This is a genomic window from Vibrio sp. YT-15 (assembly GCF_033337445.1).
Classification (GTDB): domain Bacteria; phylum Pseudomonadota; class Gammaproteobacteria; order Enterobacterales; family Vibrionaceae; genus Vibrio; species Vibrio alginolyticus.
In genome coordinates this window covers 443,284-463,843 of the sequence record NZ_JAWOQR010000002.1, presented here as the reverse complement: position 1 = coordinate 463,843, position 20,560 = coordinate 443,284, and the positions used below count along the sequence as shown (strand labels likewise).

General features: G+C 40.4%; 30 protein-coding genes. 1 reads left to right on the top strand and 29 read right to left on the bottom strand.

From position 1 onward, the window contains the following. Nucleotides 1–73: 73 nt before the first annotated feature. From R7D93_RS06255 to R7D93_RS06200, 12 genes are all read right to left on the bottom strand, one after another. Nucleotides 74–370 (bottom strand): antibiotic biosynthesis monooxygenase family protein, encoded by a 297-nt coding sequence (locus tag R7D93_RS06255; protein ID WP_033907479.1) that lies wholly within the window; start codon nucleotides 368–370, stop codon nucleotides 74–76. Between the two features lie 142 nt (nucleotides 371–512). Beyond that, nucleotides 513–800: a putative quinol monooxygenase gene (locus tag R7D93_RS06250; protein WP_005377083.1), complete on the bottom strand. Its 288-nt coding sequence runs from the start codon at nucleotides 798–800 to the stop codon at nucleotides 513–515. A 155-nt stretch (nucleotides 801–955) separates the two neighbouring features. Next, nucleotides 956–1,570 carry an alanine--tRNA ligase-related protein gene (locus R7D93_RS06245; RefSeq protein WP_213868225.1) on the bottom strand — a complete coding sequence of 205 codons (615 nt, stop codon included), beginning with the start codon at nucleotides 1,568–1,570 and terminating at the stop codon, nucleotides 956–958. A gap of 142 nt (nucleotides 1,571–1,712) precedes the next feature. Beyond that, nucleotides 1,713–2,258, bottom strand: coding sequence for a GNAT family N-acetyltransferase (locus tag R7D93_RS06240; protein ID WP_213868224.1), 546 nt, complete (start codon nucleotides 2,256–2,258; stop codon nucleotides 1,713–1,715). A gap of 253 nt (nucleotides 2,259–2,511) precedes the next feature. Then, complete coding sequence (locus R7D93_RS06235) at nucleotides 2,512–3,075, bottom strand: sugar O-acetyltransferase (RefSeq protein WP_053306980.1); 564 nt, start codon at nucleotides 3,073–3,075, stop codon at nucleotides 2,512–2,514. Nucleotides 3,076–3,206: 131 nt separating this feature from the next. Next, nucleotides 3,207–3,620: an RDD family protein gene (locus tag R7D93_RS06230; protein WP_225496935.1), complete on the bottom strand. Its 414-nt coding sequence runs from the start codon at nucleotides 3,618–3,620 to the stop codon at nucleotides 3,207–3,209. A 141-nt stretch (nucleotides 3,621–3,761) separates the two neighbouring features. Continuing rightward, nucleotides 3,762–4,370 carry a pyridoxamine 5'-phosphate oxidase family protein gene (locus tag R7D93_RS06225; RefSeq protein ID WP_005389306.1) on the bottom strand — a complete coding sequence of 203 codons (609 nt, stop codon included), beginning with the start codon at nucleotides 4,368–4,370 and terminating at the stop codon, nucleotides 3,762–3,764. Nucleotides 4,371–4,513: 143 nt separating this feature from the next. Next, a complete protein-coding gene (locus R7D93_RS06220) occupies nucleotides 4,514–4,915 on the bottom strand; it encodes a DUF2007 domain-containing protein (protein ID WP_225495364.1) in 402 nt (133 codons plus the stop codon). 560 nt (nucleotides 4,916–5,475) lie between these two features. After that, on the bottom strand, nucleotides 5,476–5,841 hold the full coding sequence (locus R7D93_RS06215) for a T6SS amidase immunity protein Tai4 family protein (protein ID WP_053306977.1): 366 nt from the start codon (nucleotides 5,839–5,841) through the stop codon (nucleotides 5,476–5,478). Between the two features lie 152 nt (nucleotides 5,842–5,993). Continuing rightward, nucleotides 5,994–6,515 carry a GNAT family N-acetyltransferase gene (locus R7D93_RS06210; protein ID WP_137282083.1) on the bottom strand — a complete coding sequence of 174 codons (522 nt, stop codon included), beginning with the start codon at nucleotides 6,513–6,515 and terminating at the stop codon, nucleotides 5,994–5,996. A 142-nt stretch (nucleotides 6,516–6,657) separates the two neighbouring features. After that, nucleotides 6,658–7,029 (bottom strand): hypothetical protein, encoded by a 372-nt coding sequence (locus R7D93_RS06205; RefSeq protein WP_132937087.1) that lies wholly within the window; start codon nucleotides 7,027–7,029, stop codon nucleotides 6,658–6,660. A gap of 160 nt (nucleotides 7,030–7,189) precedes the next feature. Further along, complete coding sequence (locus R7D93_RS06200) at nucleotides 7,190–7,600, bottom strand: hypothetical protein (RefSeq protein WP_225495365.1); 411 nt, start codon at nucleotides 7,598–7,600, stop codon at nucleotides 7,190–7,192. Nucleotides 7,601–8,637: 1,037 nt separating this feature from the next. On the opposite strand from R7D93_RS06200, the gene R7D93_RS06195 reads away from it, so the two are divergent. Then, nucleotides 8,638–9,606, top strand: a complete 969-nt coding sequence (locus R7D93_RS06195) for an IS30 family transposase (protein WP_213868220.1) — start codon at nucleotides 8,638–8,640, stop codon at nucleotides 9,604–9,606. A gap of 25 nt (nucleotides 9,607–9,631) precedes the next feature. Here R7D93_RS06195 and R7D93_RS06190 read toward each other — a convergent pair whose 3' ends face one another. The 17 genes from R7D93_RS06190 to R7D93_RS06105 all read right to left on the bottom strand — a co-directional run bounded on the left by R7D93_RS06190 (nucleotide 9,632) and on the right by R7D93_RS06105 (nucleotide 20,276). Continuing rightward, on the bottom strand, nucleotides 9,632–9,979 hold the full coding sequence (locus tag R7D93_RS06190; RefSeq protein WP_213908323.1) for a hypothetical protein: 348 nt from the start codon (nucleotides 9,977–9,979) through the stop codon (nucleotides 9,632–9,634). A 151-nt stretch (nucleotides 9,980–10,130) separates the two neighbouring features. Next, nucleotides 10,131–10,589, bottom strand: a complete 459-nt coding sequence (locus R7D93_RS06180) for a GNAT family N-acetyltransferase (protein WP_031781187.1) — start codon at nucleotides 10,587–10,589, stop codon at nucleotides 10,131–10,133. A gap of 149 nt (nucleotides 10,590–10,738) precedes the next feature. Beyond that, nucleotides 10,739–11,101, bottom strand: coding sequence for a VOC family protein (locus R7D93_RS06175; protein WP_005386966.1), 363 nt, complete (start codon nucleotides 11,099–11,101; stop codon nucleotides 10,739–10,741). Nucleotides 11,102–11,264: 163 nt separating this feature from the next. Beyond that, nucleotides 11,265–11,657, bottom strand: a complete 393-nt coding sequence (locus tag R7D93_RS06170; protein WP_225495366.1) for a nuclear transport factor 2 family protein — start codon at nucleotides 11,655–11,657, stop codon at nucleotides 11,265–11,267. Nucleotides 11,658–11,799: 142 nt separating this feature from the next. Then, nucleotides 11,800–12,291, bottom strand: coding sequence for an RDD family protein (locus R7D93_RS06165; RefSeq protein WP_005377021.1), 492 nt, complete (start codon nucleotides 12,289–12,291; stop codon nucleotides 11,800–11,802). 226 nt (nucleotides 12,292–12,517) lie between these two features. Beyond that, nucleotides 12,518–12,802: a hypothetical protein gene (locus tag R7D93_RS06160; protein ID WP_213868215.1), complete on the bottom strand. Its 285-nt coding sequence runs from the start codon at nucleotides 12,800–12,802 to the stop codon at nucleotides 12,518–12,520. Between the two features lie 147 nt (nucleotides 12,803–12,949). Beyond that, complete coding sequence (locus R7D93_RS06155; RefSeq protein WP_213868214.1) at nucleotides 12,950–13,714, bottom strand: FRG domain-containing protein; 765 nt, start codon at nucleotides 13,712–13,714, stop codon at nucleotides 12,950–12,952. A 242-nt stretch (nucleotides 13,715–13,956) separates the two neighbouring features. Continuing rightward, a complete protein-coding gene (locus R7D93_RS06150) occupies nucleotides 13,957–14,145 on the bottom strand; it encodes a hypothetical protein (protein WP_225495367.1) in 189 nt (62 codons plus the stop codon). Nucleotides 14,146–14,522: 377 nt separating this feature from the next. Continuing rightward, the gene (locus tag R7D93_RS06145; RefSeq protein WP_262628959.1) at nucleotides 14,523–15,035 is read right to left on the bottom strand and encodes a hypothetical protein; all 513 of its coding nucleotides are present in this window, start codon (nucleotides 15,033–15,035) and stop codon (nucleotides 14,523–14,525) included. Nucleotides 15,036–15,239: 204 nt separating this feature from the next. Then, nucleotides 15,240–15,749: an AAA family ATPase gene (locus tag R7D93_RS06140; RefSeq protein ID WP_213868213.1), complete on the bottom strand. Its 510-nt coding sequence runs from the start codon at nucleotides 15,747–15,749 to the stop codon at nucleotides 15,240–15,242. A gap of 132 nt (nucleotides 15,750–15,881) precedes the next feature. Further along, nucleotides 15,882–16,280 (bottom strand): DUF6232 family protein, encoded by a 399-nt coding sequence (locus R7D93_RS06135; RefSeq protein WP_017821406.1) that lies wholly within the window; start codon nucleotides 16,278–16,280, stop codon nucleotides 15,882–15,884. Between the two features lie 142 nt (nucleotides 16,281–16,422). Continuing rightward, the gene (locus tag R7D93_RS06130) at nucleotides 16,423–16,758 is read right to left on the bottom strand and encodes an energy transducer TonB (RefSeq protein ID WP_086587214.1); all 336 of its coding nucleotides are present in this window, start codon (nucleotides 16,756–16,758) and stop codon (nucleotides 16,423–16,425) included. A 135-nt stretch (nucleotides 16,759–16,893) separates the two neighbouring features. Further along, nucleotides 16,894–17,217, bottom strand: a complete 324-nt coding sequence (locus tag R7D93_RS06125) for a hypothetical protein (protein ID WP_053808975.1) — start codon at nucleotides 17,215–17,217, stop codon at nucleotides 16,894–16,896. Between the two features lie 202 nt (nucleotides 17,218–17,419). Continuing rightward, on the bottom strand, nucleotides 17,420–18,049 hold the full coding sequence (locus tag R7D93_RS06120) for a DUF5677 domain-containing protein (RefSeq protein ID WP_225495369.1): 630 nt from the start codon (nucleotides 18,047–18,049) through the stop codon (nucleotides 17,420–17,422). Nucleotides 18,050–18,186: 137 nt separating this feature from the next. Beyond that, entirely contained in the window at nucleotides 18,187–19,230 is a 1,044-nt protein-coding gene (locus tag R7D93_RS06115; protein WP_193263372.1) for a hypothetical protein, read from the bottom strand. 151 nt (nucleotides 19,231–19,381) lie between these two features. Further along, nucleotides 19,382–19,789, bottom strand: coding sequence for a hypothetical protein (locus R7D93_RS06110; RefSeq protein ID WP_122067390.1), 408 nt, complete (start codon nucleotides 19,787–19,789; stop codon nucleotides 19,382–19,384). A 133-nt stretch (nucleotides 19,790–19,922) separates the two neighbouring features. Next, nucleotides 19,923–20,276, bottom strand: coding sequence for a hypothetical protein (locus tag R7D93_RS06105; RefSeq protein WP_225495370.1), 354 nt, complete (start codon nucleotides 20,274–20,276; stop codon nucleotides 19,923–19,925). Between the last annotated feature and the right edge of the window lie 284 nt (nucleotides 20,277–20,560).

The window sequence follows — 20,560 nt, the reverse complement described above, 5'->3', positions numbered from 1 at the left end:
TCCTTGGTTAAGGTTGTCTTTCATATTGTCCGCCAAACTGTTCATTAGGCATCACTTTAACGTTTCTATTGCCCTACTTAGTTCTATCTTCAATTTCATCGAATGGTTCAACTGAAATACGCTCTGCAATTTCACTCATCTTCTTCATTTTTTCTGGGTTACTAGTTCCCCAAAACCGCTCCCAGTCTTCACGTGTTCGCCACTTGGCAATAGTTAAAACCTTTTCCGGTACATCGTAAGAACGAAGCATAAAACTACCAAGCGCCCCTTCTACTGACTGATGAATTGAATCTGTCGTCGAACGCCATATATTTTGAAACTCATCCATTTTTTCACTTGGCACACGCCATTCATACACAACTCTAAACATAACACTTCCATTAAAATTTCTAGATTTAATACGGCAAAGTATCAGGAACACTAAGCTAGGTTAATAGATGAATAAAGCAACATAGTAGAGGTAGAGCAACCTGAAAAGCAAAGTGTAAACGCTCTAAATCACTCCGATTCGATTAGTCATGCACACATTCAAAGATTTCGTATTGCCGTTTAACATTGGCTGTTACTTTTCCCCAATGTGAGGCTTGAACTCTTTCCTGATGTTGTTTAAAAGAGGCTTTGTCGACGAACTCTTCATAGACATCAAAACGAAACGGATTAGTCGAGCTTTGAGTCACAAGAAAAGTAAGGCAGCCCGGCTCTTCTAACGTAAGCCTTTTGTGAGTTATTAACGCATGTTTTACTAATTCTAGATCCTTTTCCGGAACTAAAATAAAGCCTTTCAATGTTACTTTCGACATATCATCCTCTCGCCCCTGTTAAGAAGTAGCCAACACGCCCTCAATCTCAACCATCATATCGCAAATGTGAATCTCACCATGAATTAAAATGCCACGTGTTAGGAATCTATTTCTAATGCCCTATCGACCTACGAGCATAAGGTTATCTCTACCCTTTATTTGCCTTTACCGATGTTCTTGCGTTTTAATTGAATTTGGCCGACTTCTGATGTGCGCTTTAAGTGAGTGCCACCGCAAGGCACTTGCGCAAACCCATCCACTCTCCAATACCTTCTTTCACTCTCTTGATCGGAAAAGTCACTAATAATAACTGAATCAGAGTTAATCAAATCTTGCACATCAGTTTCAATTTCTTTCAATAGCGGGCCAATACTTTCAGACCACTCGAAATCTATGCGACTCTTATTTTCAGAAATATGCGCGCCTATCTTAACAATGCCTTCCCGACGCTGATAAAACATCTCGAGCACCACTTCAGCCGCAAAGTGTAGCTTCATTAAGGCGTATCTACGCTTCCAATCAATATTCGTAGTTACAATGTCACCAAGAGTAAAATTTGGAGAGGATTCCAATGTGTAAATAAGTCGAACACCTAACTTTTGAGCAATCAAAACCGGAATACCATTAATCGTTCCTTTATCACTCTCTTGGCCTCCAGACTCTGCAAAGAAGATAGTCTGGTCCAATTCAACCTTATTTCCGTCTACATTGCTCACTCTTGAGTTAAGTTCTGTTTGGTAGGGATTAACCCAAAATAATTTCTCGCTCATGCTGCTATCCTTGCAGTAAGTCCTATCTTTGATAGTACATTCAGTGACCACCAAGTCAATTCAAGAAACCTCACCGTCAAATGTAAGGCTGTGTATAGAGCACGAGCGGGCTAGACCTATTAGATGCGTTTAAGGCCGGATACTAAACGCTGTCTAGGGGTTTAGCTAACAACCCGTAAATTGCGGAATCTGAGACTACTCCATTCACTTCCCAACGCTGCCTTAGGAAACCTTCCTTTATAAAACCTAACCGTTCCAAGACTTTACCTGAAGAAGTATTGTCTGGATCTATCTCAGCCTCGATTCGACGTAGATTCAGTGTTTTGAATGCGTGTTCGATTAATGCAGTTCCCGCCTCTAATACCATGCCTTTACCCCAGAAATGACGACTCACGCCAAAGCCAATTTCTGCGCGCCTAGACTCTTTCACGTGATTAAACAGCATTATCTTACCCAGAAGTTGGCCATTGCTCTTTAGGAAGATGCCTAGTGTCACTTCTGTATTGCTATTCATGGCCTGTGTACTCTTGGCTATAAATGTCCGCGCTTCTTCAATTGAAACCCAAGGGCCAGTGTTCCAATATTTCATGACCTCATGGTCTGAGAAGATGTCAAACAATTCGCTTGCATCATCTTCAACTAGCTCTCTTAGAATTAATCGTTCCGTTTCAATCTTTGTTACTAACATTTAGGAGTCAGCCTTTTGGTTTGTTATTGGTGACGAAAATCCAATAAAAGTATGAGACACGTAATACAAATGATTTCGTATGAGACTTTTAAACAAGCTCAACGCACGGTAAAAGCGCCACGTGTAACGACTCTATATTGAAGCAAATTTTAGACATTCAAGTGCGTCAACAAGTAACCGCTGAACGCATCAAAGCTTGGGGTGAGTTGATCATAAGTCCTAAACTCAGGCTCAAAATAGTCCATATACTTTATTATCGCTTAGTGACGATTTCCTTCAGTACTCTGGCTGGGTTGCCACCAACAACGACATTGTCTCCAAAACTCTTTGTAACGACTGCGCCAGAGGCTACCACCACGTTGTTCCCAAGTGTTACGCCAGGGTTGATTACGGCATGGCCACCTATCCAACAATTGTCACCAATGTTTATGGGCTTTGCTAGCTCTAAACCACTGTTCCTCTCGATAGGATCTAAGGGATGAGTCGCAGTATAAATTCCAACTTGAGGCCCAAGTAAACAGTTATCACCAAACTTAACTTCCGCAACATCCAAAATCACACAACCAAAATTAGCGTAGAAATTATCTCCAACGTGAATGTTGGATCCGTAGTCGCAATTGAAAGAAGATTCAACATGAATATCGTCACCTGTTGTGCCGAACAAGTGCTTAGTTATTTCAACTCGCTTTTGTTTATGCTCAACAGAGGTAGCATTCAATTTTTCAGTTAGTAACCTAGCGCTCAACCTTAACTTTAATAACTCTTCATCACTTGGGTCATAAAGCTCACCTGCTAACATTTTCTCTTTTTCTGACATAAAACTTGGACTCCAATACCAATTTTCTTACAACGCTACATTAAGTATGTGAGTAACGCTACCTCCTAAGCGAGGCTGTTCCACCACGAAAACAAAGCCCGACTTGAACCCTAGTCCTCAGCGCTATCAATTTAGTGCACTACCACCACCGTTCTCACTAACTTATCACCGAGACGTTGCCTCTTTTTACCAAGAATGAAAATTGAGTCAATAAAACCGAAGAATGGAGTAATAACATTTCGAAAGAGCGACTGAAAAATATTGCACTTTTTACCCGTTCTTGCACTTATAACTGCAATGCCCAAAAGTTTTTTACCCACACTTTGACCATTTGGTAAACAATCAGAAAAAAGGTAATACGATACAGTCGCAGTTACTGCTGTAGCGCGCACAAGCTCTTTTTCAATACCGATTTCTAAGCCGCCCCATAAAACGAGAGTAAAAATGCTAAAACTGACAAAAAGATCAATCAGTTGTCCAACACACCTAACTCCCGGACTAGCCAAAACGTAATTTTCTAGAGTAAATTTTCCTGCATTTTTCATTTTAAAATTTGGACTAACAATTATTTATTTGTGAACTAACGCTATTGAGACAGTAACATCCCCACTAAACCTAATCCATACTTCCGCAGAGCACGGTCGAACCTGATTTTTCTATCTTTTCAATATATTACCACGCTCGTTCTAAAGGCTAGATTGGTAATATTTCAACATCTCTTCTTGATTAAGCGCTTTACTTTCTAACTTTTGTTGATCTTTAAAGATTTGAGCTAATGAAGGGAGAATTGAGCGATTTACTTTATAGTCATCAGACCAAAGTTTCCCTCTCATCACCGCTTTCGCACAATGAAAGTACATACTCTCTATGACTATTTTGATAACAACCTTAGGATCTTTACTTCCATCGGGGCAAGCAGATATCAAGTTGGCGTCGGTGTGAATACTTGCGATTCCTTTAATACGGAGCACTTCATCAATACCATTTACCATCAATAACAACCCTACCTTGGGGTTACTAATGATATTTTTTAGACTATCGATACGATTGTTCCCCGAGCTATCAGGGAGCAGCAATGTTGATTCATCTAAAACTTTTACGAAGCCAGGCTCCCCTCCTTTAGGAGAAAGATCGATATACCCTTGTGAATCAGCGGTACTTAAAACTGCAAAATGGCAATTATTAATTAATGTAATCGCATGAACATCCAGCACAGGCAGCGCTTTATTTTTAGCTCTCGCACTTGGCTCTGCGTAAATTTCTTTTAACTGCTCTATTGTTTTAATTTCACTCATTCAATGTTGTTCCTTCACTATCGTATAATGCTTTGCTTGTAAGCAAGCAGTAACTCTGACTTCTTGTATAGGCACTAGACCTAACTCATCGTAAAAATACTACGAGTACAAGTTATCTCTTTAATGCCTTGTTACCTAAAGATTTAAAGTTTTTCACTAAACTCCCCACACTGCTTACACTTATAACCATGCTTGTAAAAAAACAGTGGAAAACCCAGTAAAATAAAAACTAAGAAAGCTGGGCGTTTACCTTTTGTAAATGCAAATAGATCTTTACTACTACATTTAGGGCAAACGTCTTTTTCTTCATCAACGTCAACTTCATTTCCCAATGATTCTGAGAAATCGCTACTAAGTATTTGTTTCGCATCTTCTGCATCACTTTCGGCCACCATCAGACGGACGCCGCCTATTGCATTTGAATAAAGCCACTGAGTATTTACCGTGTGCTCGTCAGCGATGTAACTTTCTATTCCGACACTATCTAGGCTTGCTCTCGCAATATGAGCTTCATGAGGAAAAGAAAACCTTGCTACTACAATCACATATTACTCCTTGTGGGAAAACGCGCTCGTAACGTATAAGAAACGCTAATTGGAAATGCCATGTATGGTACGCTAGCCTGAACCGTTTGTTGTACCTAATCACCCAACCACAACTATTGAAACTACATCGACATCAAAACCATATGAAAAAATAACGGCAAACAAACAGCCACATGAGCCATGTCGGTGCTTGATACATTTTTCAACTTTATCACGAGCACGACCATAACCCACACTGTAGCGGACGCTAAGCCTAGATAATTATCTAAGTCATTGTAATAATCATACTTATCAAGGAAAGATAGAAAATTACTCTCTTTAGTTTCCACCGCCTTTCTAAGCACCTCATTTGCAATTGAGCAATAGTATTTCGAGAAACTCAGGAGAGTAAACTGAACGAGTGTTGCTACTATTAAAAATATCTTCATATTTACATCACCGCATAATGCCCCGCTAAGAGATGAGTAATTCAATACAGAAGCCACTAAAAATCATCTTAATCACTCAACGTATTGCGCCGTAAAAATACCACACGTTGCGAATCAACTTTGAGCAGTTTGTTATAACTCTGATTTCGCATTAATGTATAGCTTATGAACATCGTCTGAATTAGAAAAGTCTATACAGTAGGCCAATTTGATCACGTTACCATTTTTTGATTTGTAAATAGCCATATCATATTTTTCCAATAGCTCGCTAACCCCAAAGAATGACTCCAAAGGAAGCTCGGAAAACTCTCTGTAGCCTTGCATCGCCGTTATCGCATCTTTCGCAACAGCTGATCCTTTGTAATTAGTCGCAATGCAAGATGAGAGAGCGAAGTTTTTAAACAGTTGCTCATCGCTTTGAATACTTAGTGGATTCGCGGCCTCTCCTACACTACAAAGAGCAATACTTATGCTGGTTACTAGTACTCTACATTTCATAAATTAAACCTTTTGCTTCCTAAGAGTTGCAGCACATTATTAAGGAGTGAGTATCACAATACAAAACTGCCCCACATCACTTAAATCAACTCATAGTGAAAATGCCATGTGTAACCACTCTTGTTGTGAACCAATTATTAGCCCACTACAGACTAATACATATACCCTAACCAATCTATATGACCAAAAGCCCAAGTTTTGCCGCTGATAGGTTTAACATATAAATCATCTAGTTGCTCTACAGCAACACCGTAATTTTTATGTTCGTGAACTCGCAACCAAGAACTTAGAGAGTTAAGGCGCTGATAACCATTAGCCAGATAAAAACGCTCCAAATCGGAGACTAAAATGATGAAGTCGACATCTTTAGTGGACGCATACTCGCTGAGTTGAGACAACATTGTTGTGCCAATACCTTGTCTTTGAACTGTGCTCTCGACGCAAAAGTCACTCACACCTAATACTTTATAAATTTCATCACCAACGCGAACAACTCTGTAGTCTAATCCCATGTAACCAACTAACTGATCACCTTCGTAATTCAGAACTCTCATATGCGGGAGTTGCTTATAGTAAGAGCGAGTAACTTGGTGTTCAGGAAACGACTTGTTTCTAAGAGCTTCAATTGCATTATGCTGCGCTTTAGATAACTCGATTTCTGGGTAAATATCCATATTTGACCTTTGAGTATTAATGACCTTTTGGAGTTGAGCAACGCAATACAAAAGCCGCCGCATACCGCCTTAAACACTAAAACCAACGCATAGTAAAAATGCCACGCGTTGCGAATCGCTATTGAACAGTTTGTTATGCTAATTACTCCAGTTGCCAAATCTCTGTAGATTTAAATGCATACATATACAGCGGGTACAGGTAAACAAGCATCAGTCCCATCCCTGTAACAAAAAAGAACAAGGTTCCTGGACTTAGATAAGTCAGTAAGAAGAACACACTAAATATTGCAATGCCCAGCATAGCAAGTGCATTTATCCCAAAGATGATGATCGCTAGCACTTTGCTACCGACGGCAACTCGATAACTAAAGCCGTAAAAGCTGACAAGAGATATTGCGGATACAAATGAGCCTATAAATGCTCCAATATTTAACTCTTTAAAAAATGGGAGTTGAAGAATGCTTAAAACCGTTAAGAAACACATTACCCAGAATACAAACTTCCACTTTTTCACGAATCTTCCTCATTCGTAGAACGCCCACGTAAGTGGAGAGCACCGCGACCACAACACTCAACCATTACACCGTAAACACTAAAACCAATTCAAACCAAAACCGCCAAGCATTACGAATCCGTCTTAAAGCGGTTGTTAGACGTCTTGAACTCACTGATAACTACCATACTCTCCACCATGGTTTACGTTCTAAATTAAACACATTATTGGCGAGTTGGTTTAGCTTTATAGCCTGACTTTCAGACAAATAGAACCAGATACTGGCTTGTCCATTATCCTTTGGATAGAAATCGAACCCCGGTTGGCGTAAATCGCTTAGTATAATTTCGATAGTTTTAGCATCAGCCCAATCATCGTCTATTTCAGGCTTTAGCAACCTTTTAACACCATCAACTGAATATTGGAGCTCTGCATAATGTTCTTCTAGGTTTACAGTATCTCGCAGCCCCTCTAAGTCCTTAGTTCTGCCTGTAATTCGATGGAACTGCTTTACTATTTCAATATAGGAACCATCCTCTTCAATCGCCTCTGCATCGAAATTCCACGCCTGATCACAAACAAACCGTCCCATGGTTCCTCTTCAATCTCTATTCCGTATACAAAAAGAATTAAATCAAAAGGGTTCGATTCGTATTCTTCTCTAGAATATGAAAGGAGTAAATCGTTAATAGTCACACCTTTATTCAACGACAACCCTATGTCTGATAACTTCTCAATTTGTTCTTCGAGTTTCATTAGCTAATATTCCATAGTCCATTTCATAGACGCCTAACGCCGCGTTAAGTAGTGAGCAACGCAATACCTATGCTACCGCATACCACCGTAATCACGAAAATCAACGCATAGTAAAAATGCCCCGCGTTGCGAATCACTCTTTAGTAGTTTGTTAGTCACGAGGCACCGAGCGATAATTTTAAGCCAAACTAAACTTTGCGAACAACAAATTTTATGTGCTTTGAAGAACTTAAGTCTGGCGTAGTCTCAAAGCGGCTATTCAATGAAACCAATTGGAACAGCAAACACCGCAGAAAACGGACTGATAACACCCAAAAAGCGCTTTTTGAAAACCAATCTAACAGTGCGGACTTTCAACAAAGTCACTGAAACCAAGTGGAATTTACAACACCAGAGAAAACGTCATTTCAGAGAGTAAATCGGCTTTTGTACCAACAAACTCACCGAGTGGCGTTGCAACCAAAAACAGACTCTCGATTGCCCTGCTCTGTCAGCACCGAAGTACAAAACAGCCGCTAGAACAGTTACAAAACTTTGGACTTGAAGCTGTTGAAACTGAGTTTTGACCATCGACGACGCACCGGCGTATCAAACGATCATCAGCCAAATTTTAAGCTTAGAAACGTAATTTTGATTGCTAGCTTTTTCTGGCGACTAACGCCGCATTAAGTGGTGAGCAACGCTACCACCTGACCTAAACCATTGTGCCGTAAACGCTAAAGCTGACTCAAACCGAAAATACCAAGCGTTGTGAATCCGCCTTAAACGCCTTGTTATGTTCCTTTGATTCAAGTACAAAGTGCGACACCTCTGAACATAAAAACAGTGAGATGCGATAATCATGAAGTTTGCTCCCGCTAAGAAGTAAAAAACATGAGATACACGCACCTCACTGAGAACGAAAGGTATATGATTTCTGCACTCAGAAAGCAAGGAATTAGTACCGCTAAAATAGCTAAAAAACTGGGGCGTCACAAAGCCACTATCTATCGAGAAATTGAACGTAACTCCCGATACAACAGACACTTTAAAAGGTACTCCTATCAGGCATGGAGAGCCCAACAAATGGCTCGCAACCTGCTGAGCCGGTCGCGCAGAAATAAGCGCTACAGCGAAATCGACTTTAGGTTGCCTGAGGCCTTGCTACGGCTGGATTGGAGTCCTGTCCAAATCGTAGCATACCTAAGGGTAAGAGGCTATCCTACAATGAGCCACGAGCTCATTTATCAGTATATTTGGAACGACAAAACTCTCGGTGGAACACTATGGAAACACCTACGCCAGTCCACTAAGAAAAGGCGTAAAAGGTATAACTCAAAAGACAGCCGAGGTCGGCTGGCAGCAAAGCGCCATATTACCGAAAGACCTGCAAAAGCTGAGCATCGAAAAGAGCCTGGTCACTGGGAAATTGATACCGTCGTTGGCCGCGGAACCAAGCACTGTATCGTGACTTTAGTCGACAGAATGACAGGCTACACTTTTATTGGGCAAATGGACGATAGAACAAGCGAGTCGCTCAACGTAAGAATGAGCAAAATCATGACCCGCTCTGACTTACCTTTTAAGACGATAACTGCGGATAACGGCACTGAATTCCATGGTTACGCACAACTAGAGAAACATCATAACTGTCTGTTTTACTTTGCAAATCCATACCATTCATGGGAGCGAGGGACTAATGAAAACACCAATGGCTTGATACGACAATACTTACCAAAACGAACTTCTATGTCACACGTGACACAGAAGTTCTGCAATGAAATTGCACACAAATTAAATATGCGCCCACGCAAAAGACTTGGGTATAGGACACCAACAGAGTATATTCATGCGCATCTGTAGAAAGTGTCGCACTTCAAACTTGATACTAAGTTCGTACTACAATGTTTAGCGCAATTACATCAAGTTGCCCTAACTCATTAAAGTTAAGCCGAAAGTGCTTGTAGCCTTCGTCGCAATTGATTATTTCTGATTGGACATGTTGCTTGAGCCAAAGAGATGAGCATATTTCATAACAGCTGTCGTCTCGCTCTCCCTCAAGTAAATCAAATACCATCTCCCACTTGCATGCGACGTAATCGGCAAAATATAGTTTTACCGTTTTTTCCTGCCAATCTTTAAACTCAGCTCTTAAATCGCCTTCTTCTTGATGGATTTCAGGATATTCTGCATCTGCAGTAGAAAACCCCAAATCTAGCATTTTAACTGTTTCCATATCCCTTCCTAGCCCAGAGAACATAACGCCCTGTTAAGGGGTGAGCAACGCAATACCAAAGCCACCGCATACCACCTTAAACACTAAAACCAACGCATAGTGAAAATGCCACGCGTTGCGAATCCCTCTTGAACAGTTTGTTATGTGCGTGCTAATTGAGGTACTTTTGCCAATGTTGCTGCCCTGTCAAAACTACTCTGTAATCTTCGTAGTCCAATGAACTGTAGAGCTTTTTAGCTGCAACATTATCATCACCGACCTCTAGTGTGATTTTGAGGTAATCATTATCACGACAATGCTGTTCGATACCATTCAGTTGCGCTTTGCCCACACCTTTACCACGAAAGTTGTCCGACACCATAAAGTCATGGATATTCATCACTCTTTGCGCACGATAAGTTGAAAACGATTCAAAGCAAACCGCAAAACCGGCGGGCTTATCGTCGACAAAACTGATAAATCCGTGGAAATAAGGCAATGCAAATAACTGAGCAATTACTGAGAGATCTAGCTCAACTGAGAATCCAGATAGGTACTCTCTAAACAAAGTCTCGAATATACCTTTGTCTTCAATGCTTTCTGTTTTGATACGCCTGATTGTGATTTCCATATCCATTTCCACCAAAGCACATAACGCCTTGTTAAGGTGTGAGGCGCGCAATACCGAAGCTTCCGCATACCACCTTAACCACTAAAACCAACGCATAGTAAAAATGCCACGCGTGCCGAATCACTCTTGAACAATTTGTTATGTACGTGCTAAAGGTACACTACTGACTCCACATTGTTGCCCTCAGGGTCAATCAAAAACGCAGCGTAGTAGTTTGGAGCATAGTGTTTTCGTAAACCAGGCTTACCGTTGCATTTACCACCTAAAGATAACCCCGCTTGATGAAACGCAGAAACTTGTAATTTGTTTGATGCAGAAAAAGCAATATGGCACTTAGAATTACTGACGCCTTTTTCAATTAGAAACCTTACATTTGGCTCGCTCGAAAGCCCAAAGCCAGCAGCATTTTCATCTGACCACTTGAGTTCAATACCCAATGGCTCTAGCACATTCTTGTAAAACACACGACATTCTTCGAATGCAACTACCTTAATTTCAAAATGATCTATCACTCTCACTCCTTTAGAGTTGGTTACAATTTTCCTTAAAGTACATAACGCCACGTTAAGGGGTGAACAACGCAAGCCACCAAACCTAAATTATTGTGCCATAAACACAAAAGCTAAACTTAGAACCAAAATTGCCAAGCGTTGAGAATCCCTCTTGAACGCTTTGTTATGTGCGTGCCTGCTCTTGCACCAACCTCACCCACTTGGAACGCCACTCCTGCGCTTCCATTGGGTCTGGCCAAAACTCTTTCTGTTTACGGATAAGCCCATTTTCTACCATATGGAAAGTAATAGCACGCGCCTTTTGAACACTATCAGTTATAGAAACATCAGTGACTACTGTTTCGCCATCACAGACGATTGAATGAACGACGAACTCCCAAGTACCCTTGGCTGGATAATAAGTGTTGATTGCTGTGAAGTTGTCTCGTCCAACAATAAGCTCACCAGATTGAGGCCAAAACCCTTCAAAATCTGGGCTAAGCCACTCACTTGCTTTCGCGAAATCATTAGTTTTCATTGCGTCCAAAAAAGCTAAGACGACTTCCTTTGAACTCATTATTTCCCTCCAAGCACATAACGCCGCATTAATGTGTGAGCAACGCGACCACAGACCTAAACCTTACCACCGTAAACACGAAACCCAACGATGGAATGAAAAATGCCAAGCGTTGGGAATCACTCTTAAATGCTTTGTTATGTTAATTTTTTGATGAGAATTCAACTTCTTGAGGTGTGTTTCGATCTTTTTCGCAGATAACGACGGTATTGGCGAGTTTGTCGTGCCACCCCTGTTTACGCTTGTCCCAAGCCACCCAAAATATACCTAGTCCAAGAGGGATTGTCGCTAGGATATACCCAAGGTATCTTACAATATACTGTTGAAGGGTAGGTTTATCGCCAGTTTTAGCGTCTACAATTTTCGCTGATATAGCCATTTTACCTGGTGTCGCTTGACGATAAAGCCAGAAACCAATGATCGCTACCAATGGAAAAATCCAGCTTAAAATCAGGTCAGCGAAGCCTTGTACTAACGCATCGTTGTCAAAATATGCCCAGCCATAAACCGCTACTAGAATCGGGTATGTAAGGACACAAATTATCACAGTATCAATTAGACTAGCACCAACTCGAGGCCAAAAACCTGAATATTCGTACAAATCACTCATTTTCGCGGGAACATTATCTTTCATATTATTTACCTAGTTTATATAACCAACGTAAATGCATGATACGTAATGTAATTTCTTTCTCAAGACAATATTCAATTAATTGCAACACGCTTCAATTAACATAACGCCTTGTTAAGGTGTGAGGGACGCAATACCAAAGCCTCTGCATACCACCTTAACCACTAAAACTAACGCACAGTAAAAATGCCACGCGTGCCGAATCACTCTTGAACAATTTGTTATGTAGCTAATCGCGTAGTTCGTAAAACCCTTTTTCGATATCGTACTTTAAGTGCTTTGTCAGTGAGAACTGCGGGTCTTCTTTGAGAAATCTATTAGCTATCATCATTTGGTACTCATTGACTGACATACCGTCAAAAACATGTTTATTAATGTTAAATCCAGAGCAGTTTTCTTGCTCGCCAACACTTTTATCACTGCCTTTTCTATTTGATTTGCCAATAATCTTGATCTTCATATGGAGGCAATCTGACAAATCTGTGTACTTGATATTGGTGCTATCAATTTTCATAAATTCCTCTTGCTACATAACGCGCGTTAAGTAGTGAGCAACGCTACCACCGAACCTAATTCATTGTGCCGTAACCACTAAAGCTGATTCAAACCAAAAACGCCGAGTGTTGCGAATCTTCCTTAAACGCTTTGTTAGGGCTCTTGCTTACGCCCAAACTCTTTTGATTTTGTCACATAAAGAACCCAAGTCTTGAAATATAAACTCTTCATCTATACCCATAGTTTCCAAAACGCTTAACATTTCTTTCCGCTTTTCTTTAGTTCGAGCATCAATTTTAATCATGTGAAAGTCTTCAGGTTCTGAAAAGTAGGTGCCAATATGCTCAGGGCTTGTTCCATGAACCGTAAAACAACCTTTCTGAGAGGATACTCGTTTAATATGCTGGCTCGACTGAATAGCGATTGCCTGCTTTGGAGTCGCACCAGAGTTCGCGGAGCTAAGATTTGGAGGCAAATAGCTATCTAAGTTTATTTCACTGATATTTCTGTTTTCCATAACTGAAGGGCAGTAAATTTTACGGTGTCCTAAAGTCTTGTGGTTTAGAGCAAATGGGTCTAAGACCCAAACACTACGATAACCATTAAAACTTGGTTCGGAAGTTAGCGCGAAAAAGAGTGCAACCAATGCAGACTCTGACCAATCCAACAACCTCGTTGGTAAACCATGATGCTGCATCAGAGCAAATATCTCCCACGAGTTGAGGTTACTATTATCCGAATAGGCTTTATACCCGACTAAAAAATTGTGCTCTAGACTCCCTTCGTCATCATAAATGTCTCGCCATACAATTCCTGGTTGTGGGGTTTGTTTTGTTCGAGCTACACCACGAAACCAAAAGTTACCGTAGCCTGCCAACTTCTCTATGTGGGAGACATACTCGGACACTGATGAAACTTTAAACTCACGCAAATCTTACCTCCAATAAAGCCCTAACGCCCTGCTAAGGGGTGAGCAACGCAATACCGAAGCCGCCGCAGACCACCTTAATCACTTAATTCAACGCATAGTGAAAATGCCACGCGTTGCGAATCCCTCTTGAGCAGTTTGTTAGTCGCGAGGCACCAAGCGGCAATTTTAAGCCAAACTAAACTTTGCGAACAACAAACTTTATGTGCTTTGATGCATTTAAGTCAGGCGTAGCCTCAAAACGGCTACTCAATGAAACCACTTAGAAAAAACAGCGCCGCAGAAAACGGACTGACAACACCAAAAAGAGCCTTTGGAAAGCCAATCTCACAGTGCGGACTTTCAACAAAGTCACTGAAACCACGTAGAACTGACAACACCAGAGAAAACGTCATTTCAGCGAGTAAATCGGCTTTTGTACCCAACAAACTCACCGAGCAGAGTTGCAACCGAAAACAGAATCTCGATTGCCCTGCTCTGTCAGCACCAAAGAACAAACAACCGCTTGGACACTTGCAAAACTATGGACTTAAAACTGCTGAAACTGAGTTTTGACCATCGACGATGAATCTGTATACCAAACAAACAGCTGCCACATTTTGAGCTTAGAAACATGATTTTGACTGCTAGCTTTTTCTGGCGACTAACGCCTTGTTAAGGGGTGAGCAACGCAATACCGAAGCCGCCGCATACCACCTTAATCACTAAAAACAACGCATAGTGAAAATGCCACGCGTTGCGAACCCCTCTTGAACAGTTTGTTATGTATTTTGGGTGCACAAATTTAATAGCAAACTTTATTATAGAGAGTTTAATACCACTTTCTTAGAAACCTAAAGATTAGAGAAAGTAAAATAAATGCAATAAGACTTAAGTAAGCGCTCCATCTAACTTGTTCGGCGTTAAATTTATTTATCCTATGAACACCATCAGAACTCGAAAGAAGAACTTCATCTCCAGCCTTAACATAAACAGTATAATAGATATTATCTACATGCGTTCTAACTAGCCCAACACTTAGATTTTCTGTATCTTTACGCGAACCATATCCTAGGGAATAGTAGTGATTTATTGAATTAAAGTCATACCATTGAACTTTAATATCGTGCTTGTATTCTTTATCAAAAATAATTTGATAAGATAATCCACGACCAGCTGTACCATGCTTACCAGTTACCTCAGCTTTATGATATAACACATCATTATCAGTGTATGGTCCCTCAATAACTCTATTTTCTACAACACATATCGACATAATAAAAATGGCCATGAGAATTCCAGGCGCATAATATGACCCACACATTCTCTTAACAGTACGAATCATGCTTTTACTCGTTTCTAGTTGCATTGACAGTGACAGTAGCTCCAGCGTTAATTAGCCAGTTATCACTAACCCACAGATTAAAATACATAACGCCCGCTTAAGTGGTGAGCAACGCAATACGGAAGCCTCCGCACACCACCTAAATCACTAAAATCAACGCATGGTAAAAATGCCACGCGTTGCGAATCACTCTTAAACAGTTTGTTAGCATGTTGTTTCCGCTACAAACTCATTCACTTGAGAGCGTGTTGTGAAACGTACTTTAGAACCGTGAAAATCTCTGAACAATTGCTGATGGAACTGTCGTGAACTTTTGGATTCGCGAACCGAGTATTCAGAAGCCCATTTTAATAATTCACGAAAATTCTTCTCCGCCTGTTCCTCATTAAGTTGCTTCGAGCTCTCCGAACCACGAGCATAAAGAGAACTTTCACATTCAGACCACTCCAAATCCAAAAACAACAGCATGTCAGAAGAAAAAATAAGCTGTTCAGCTAAAGCACCAAATACTCCCTCAACTACCCAGTTGCATTGAGACTTTATACTAGCAATTTCATTTTCGATTGCTCCGGTGGAGCGTTTTAGATTATAGCCACCTGGCTCCCATACAATCGAGTCCAAGTTAACTTCTTGCAACTGAAGTTTTCGGGATAACTGGTTCGACAACCAACTCTTGCCTGAGCCAGAATTACCGATGATGAGAATTTTCTTCATATTACTCCCGCATGCTAACGCCTTGTTAAGGTGTGAGGCACGCAATACCGAAGGTTCCGCATAACACCTTAACCACTAAAACCAACGCATGGTAAAAATGCCACGCGTGCCGAATCACTCTTGAACAATTTGTTATACGAATTTTTTCAGTGCCGACACTTGCTGTTCAAATAGCTCACAATCTGACTTTGAGTATGACTTAGCTACATTAACCCATTGAACGCCCGTTTCATCTATGTGGCGAAACTCGACTTGAAGTGCATATTTAGAACAACGAAAAAGAGCAAAAACCAAACCTACAACCGTCAGACTAAGAACTAAAACTAGTAGCCATTGTGGCACCTCTTCCAACCTTGGAATAACTAACCAAACTGCCCCTGAAAACACACACACCCAGAATAAAACTTGACCTAAATTATCAAGAAAACTTAACTTTTTAACCCTAACATTGTTTATCTTAGACAAAGGATATGAGTCTTTCTTAAACCTGAACTCTTTTGAATCCAAGTTAAAATCAGTATTTTTGTACATAATTTCCCTCTATTCGTATAACGCCCTGCTAAGGGGTGAGCAACGCAATACAAAAGCCGCCGCATACCACCTTAAGCACTAAAATCAACGCATAGCAAAAATGCCACGCGTTGCGAATCCCTCTTAAGCAGTTTGTTATGTGTCAAATTTTAAACTCGAACTTAGCTTTTTTAGGGCCAGTTTCCCCTTTTTCGGAAGGCGCATACTTCCGTTTTGATAATATTCGCACAGCTTCAGCATCGAACACTCCTTTAGGTACAGAATCAGTAACCATTATGTCAATCACATCACCCTGACTATTAATATTAAACGTGAGTACAACAGTACCGACTAATTTGTTTTTCCTTGAACCTTTATGATTCCTCGGCGATACACTGTCCCGAGCTTTGTGTTCTCGATAATTTGGGGAACTAGCACTTTCAATTAAACCAGCGCAGCCAGACAATAATACCGCTATAAATAATATTAAAATCTTCATACTTAATCTTTGACAACATAACGCCCTGTTAAGGTGTGAGCAACGCAATACCGATGCCTCCGCATACCACCTTAAACACTAAGCGCAACGCATAGTGAAAATGCCACGCGTTGCGAATCACTCTTAAACAGTTTGTTAGCGCGCTTTTATGCCGAGTTCACTGCATTTATTGAGCAACTCACTTTGGCCTAGATTTAACAGAGGATGCACATCATCCCAGTTAGTTTTGCGCCCTTTTTCACCAGTTGTTTTTCCAGTAAGCAAACTAACTTGGTTCGATGCTTTATAACCAGCCTCATCTATCATTGATGCAATATTCTGGACCTTCATCTTAATTGAGGACAATGAACGACCACTAAAATCATTGATATCGCTTTCATCAAACTGGCTGCGACCAAATCTTGCAATATAAGTACAAAAGACAATCTCAGGTAACGTGTAATAGTTTCTTGGTGCCATAATTTTAACCCTCACAAAAACATCAGAATAAGAATAGACCGACACCTTTTCCAATGTCATCCAGGATTTGACTGGTCCAGCGCGCTAACGCCCTGTTAAGGTGTGAGCAACGTAATGCCGAAGCTTCCGCATACCACCTTAAACACCAAAACCAACGCATAGTAAAAATGCCACGCGTTGCGAATCACTCTTAAACAGTTTGTTAGGCATTTGCAACCACCGACTTCAATAAACTACTAAATTTATTACTGAAATAAGCACCAACCTGTAAAACCACACTCTGATAATTTGAGTTTTCTATGAGAATATCGTAGGACATGATTTTCATAGAAGAAGGATGGATTAATTTTGAACTTAATTTGTATATGAACAAGTAGTCGTCAAGGTAACCATACTTTTCGGCTAAGTTTCTTACTTGAAAAGACCCTTTTGATTCAAACGGGCTTTGTTTTAGTGCTTGATCCTCGAACAACTGAATGTCTTTAAGCTCTCTAGTATCTAACCCCTTTTTCTCCATTAACTTTATAAAACCATCGCGGACTTCTTTTGAATCTTTATGGGATTGTCCATACCAACTGTATAAAGCCTTTTGATCGGAGGATATGTGTTTTGAAATAAGGTAGATTTCAAATATATTTCGTACAGCGAGGCTAGAGAAAGTAAGGTCGTTGAGCGACGCTAGCAGACGATGTGTTTCCCTATGAGCTTCTCTAAACAATCCAAGCATTGCGCTACTTTGAGTCGAATAAGGCAAATTTGACAGGTAAGTAATTGCCGCTGTCAAATTGCTTTCCAAAAGCTCAATACACTCTTCCGCATTTGAATGATTCACCAATTCTTTCTCCTAATGCCTAACGCCCTGTTAAGGTGTGAGCAACGCATTACCGATGCTTCCGCATACCACCTTAAACACTTAACGCAACGCATAGTAAAAATGCCAAGCGTTGCGAATCACTCTTAAACAGATTGTTATGTATTTTTCATCGACTTTAGAAGTTTACCAATTGATTCTAAGCCATCAAATGTAGAAGGAATTTTTTGGTCATCCGTTAGCACATTACTAAAAATAATATTCTCAAACTTTGCCAATACTTCTTTATCTGCCTTTTTTATTTCGATAGCGTACTCGGAGTAACCTTGGATAAATTGGCAAAGTGTTTGACGTAACTCTAGCTGCACTATTTGAGCTTTAAGCGAATTGTAGCTAGAGAGCATGATACGAAAATAGTAAATCAGTATGATTTCTAGCGACATTATCGGCAGCAAGAATGATACTCCATCCCAGAGCCCAATTGATTCCATGGATGATTTTATCGCTATAGTTCCAACGATAGGTGCGAGAAGCAGAATGGAAAATATTATTAAGAACCATCTGAGCTTAAAAAGTTCAGATTGCTTTTTGTCTAAGATCTTACCAAACCCCTGATGTAACCCTACGAAATTAAAAGCATCTTTATAGCTATTCAGGGTATCTTTAAGAGTATTAACTTCTTCAATTTTTTCCTTTAACGCTGTTTCTAATTCATTCTTTTGCGTTTGAGCTTTTTCCGATAATTCAGGAAAGCTTTTGAACAAGTTAATCGCAGGATCATTTAGTACCCTTTTAGTAATCGCTACTGGCATGGTATACCTAGCATATGTAATTTGCCCACTTAATTGGCCAGGTAGATTTATAGAACGTGTATCGATATCTCTTATTAAATGCTCAAGTTCAAAATCGCGCCCGCCGGAAAAATCAAACTCACAAGCAAAACGATATAAGATGACGAATATATGTTCGATTTGGTCATCACCAAAGTCAAATTGTTCTAAGCGCTGTAACAATTGTGAACCTACAGCTTCACTGTTAAAAGAGCATAATTTCCCCCAAACATCTGGGCTAATAACTATACGAGAAGCTATTGATATTGAGGATTCAAATAAAAACTGCTTTTCCTCATCACCGTAACCATGATCATCCGCTTTCCCAATGAAGCGCTTCATTGCATTTACGTTTTCTTTGTTATTTAACATACTCTATACTTTTTAAAAATACATAACGCCCTGTTAAGGGGTGAGCAACGCAATACCGAAGCCGCCGCATACCACCTTAAACACTAAAACCAACGCATAGTGAAAATGCCACGCGTTGCGAATCCCTCTTAAACAGATTGTTAGCTGTGTATTACAACACTAGCATTAATATCAAAGGTCCCAAAACTGCAACAACCATCATCAAAAACCAGAGATAAATCATCAATGATAGGTAGAGCGAAAATATCCCTTTTACAGCATTCTCCAGCTCGATACCTTTATTGTTCTGTAAAAAGTACGCTAACTCTGCCCTAGGAATGGAGCCTGCAACTTTTCGAAACTTAAGCTTCAAAAGCATAAGACCCATTGAGGTAGGTACACTAAGCGCCAACAGATACAACATGTAAGACATGAGGGTGTTTTCGGGAGATTTGTTACCTGAAACTATAGCCGCAATAATGATGACTAAGAGTAGAGAGGAAAAACCTTTAAATGATGAAAAGACTGAGTCTCGCGTTTTAACATATAGCCAAAATAACGGCTTATCGATTATTTTCATTTGTTTCTCAAACAGCTAACGCCCTGTTAAGGGGTGAGCAACGCAATACCAAAGCCTCCGCATACCACCTTAACCACAAAAACCAACGCATAGTGAAAATGCCACGCGTTGCGAATCCCTCTTGAACAGTTTGTTATGTAGCGATGCTCGCAAGGACACAAACCAAGAATGCAGGCACCCCAGCTATGAGCAGTTTGATACAAAAGACTGTATTTTCTGAGAACCGCTCATCATCGATTTCGTCCGCAACACTACGGTCAACCATTGAGTCTGTAACTCTATCAACCTTGTCGTCAGACTGCCCCATACCACCCAGAGGTGGATACAAGAAAAATAAGGCTGTCGTTCCCCATATAAATAGAACGATGAAAAATGCGTAGTCCGAAACAAACCTAAGTCCAAAGAAGCCTGTAGACATCTCAAGAGCAACAACTATTGCGGCTGCTATTACATTTGCAACCACTACAAATCGTACTAAACCGAGCATTTATACTCCATTCCTTACCTAGCTACATAACGCCCAATTAAGGGGTGAGCCACGCTACCACGATACTAAATTTGGACGCCGTAAACACTGAACTTAACCCGAACCAAAAATGCCAAGCGTGGGGAATCCCTCTTAAATTGTTTGTTAGTACAATGCGCCGATGCTCATTTAGAGCACCAAGATACTGAAGTAATACACAGAACTAAAGGCTCAATGCACCAAAATGAGAACAGACAGTTGCAGACATGAAACACGCTTAAACGGTGAGTTGGCAACTGAGAGTA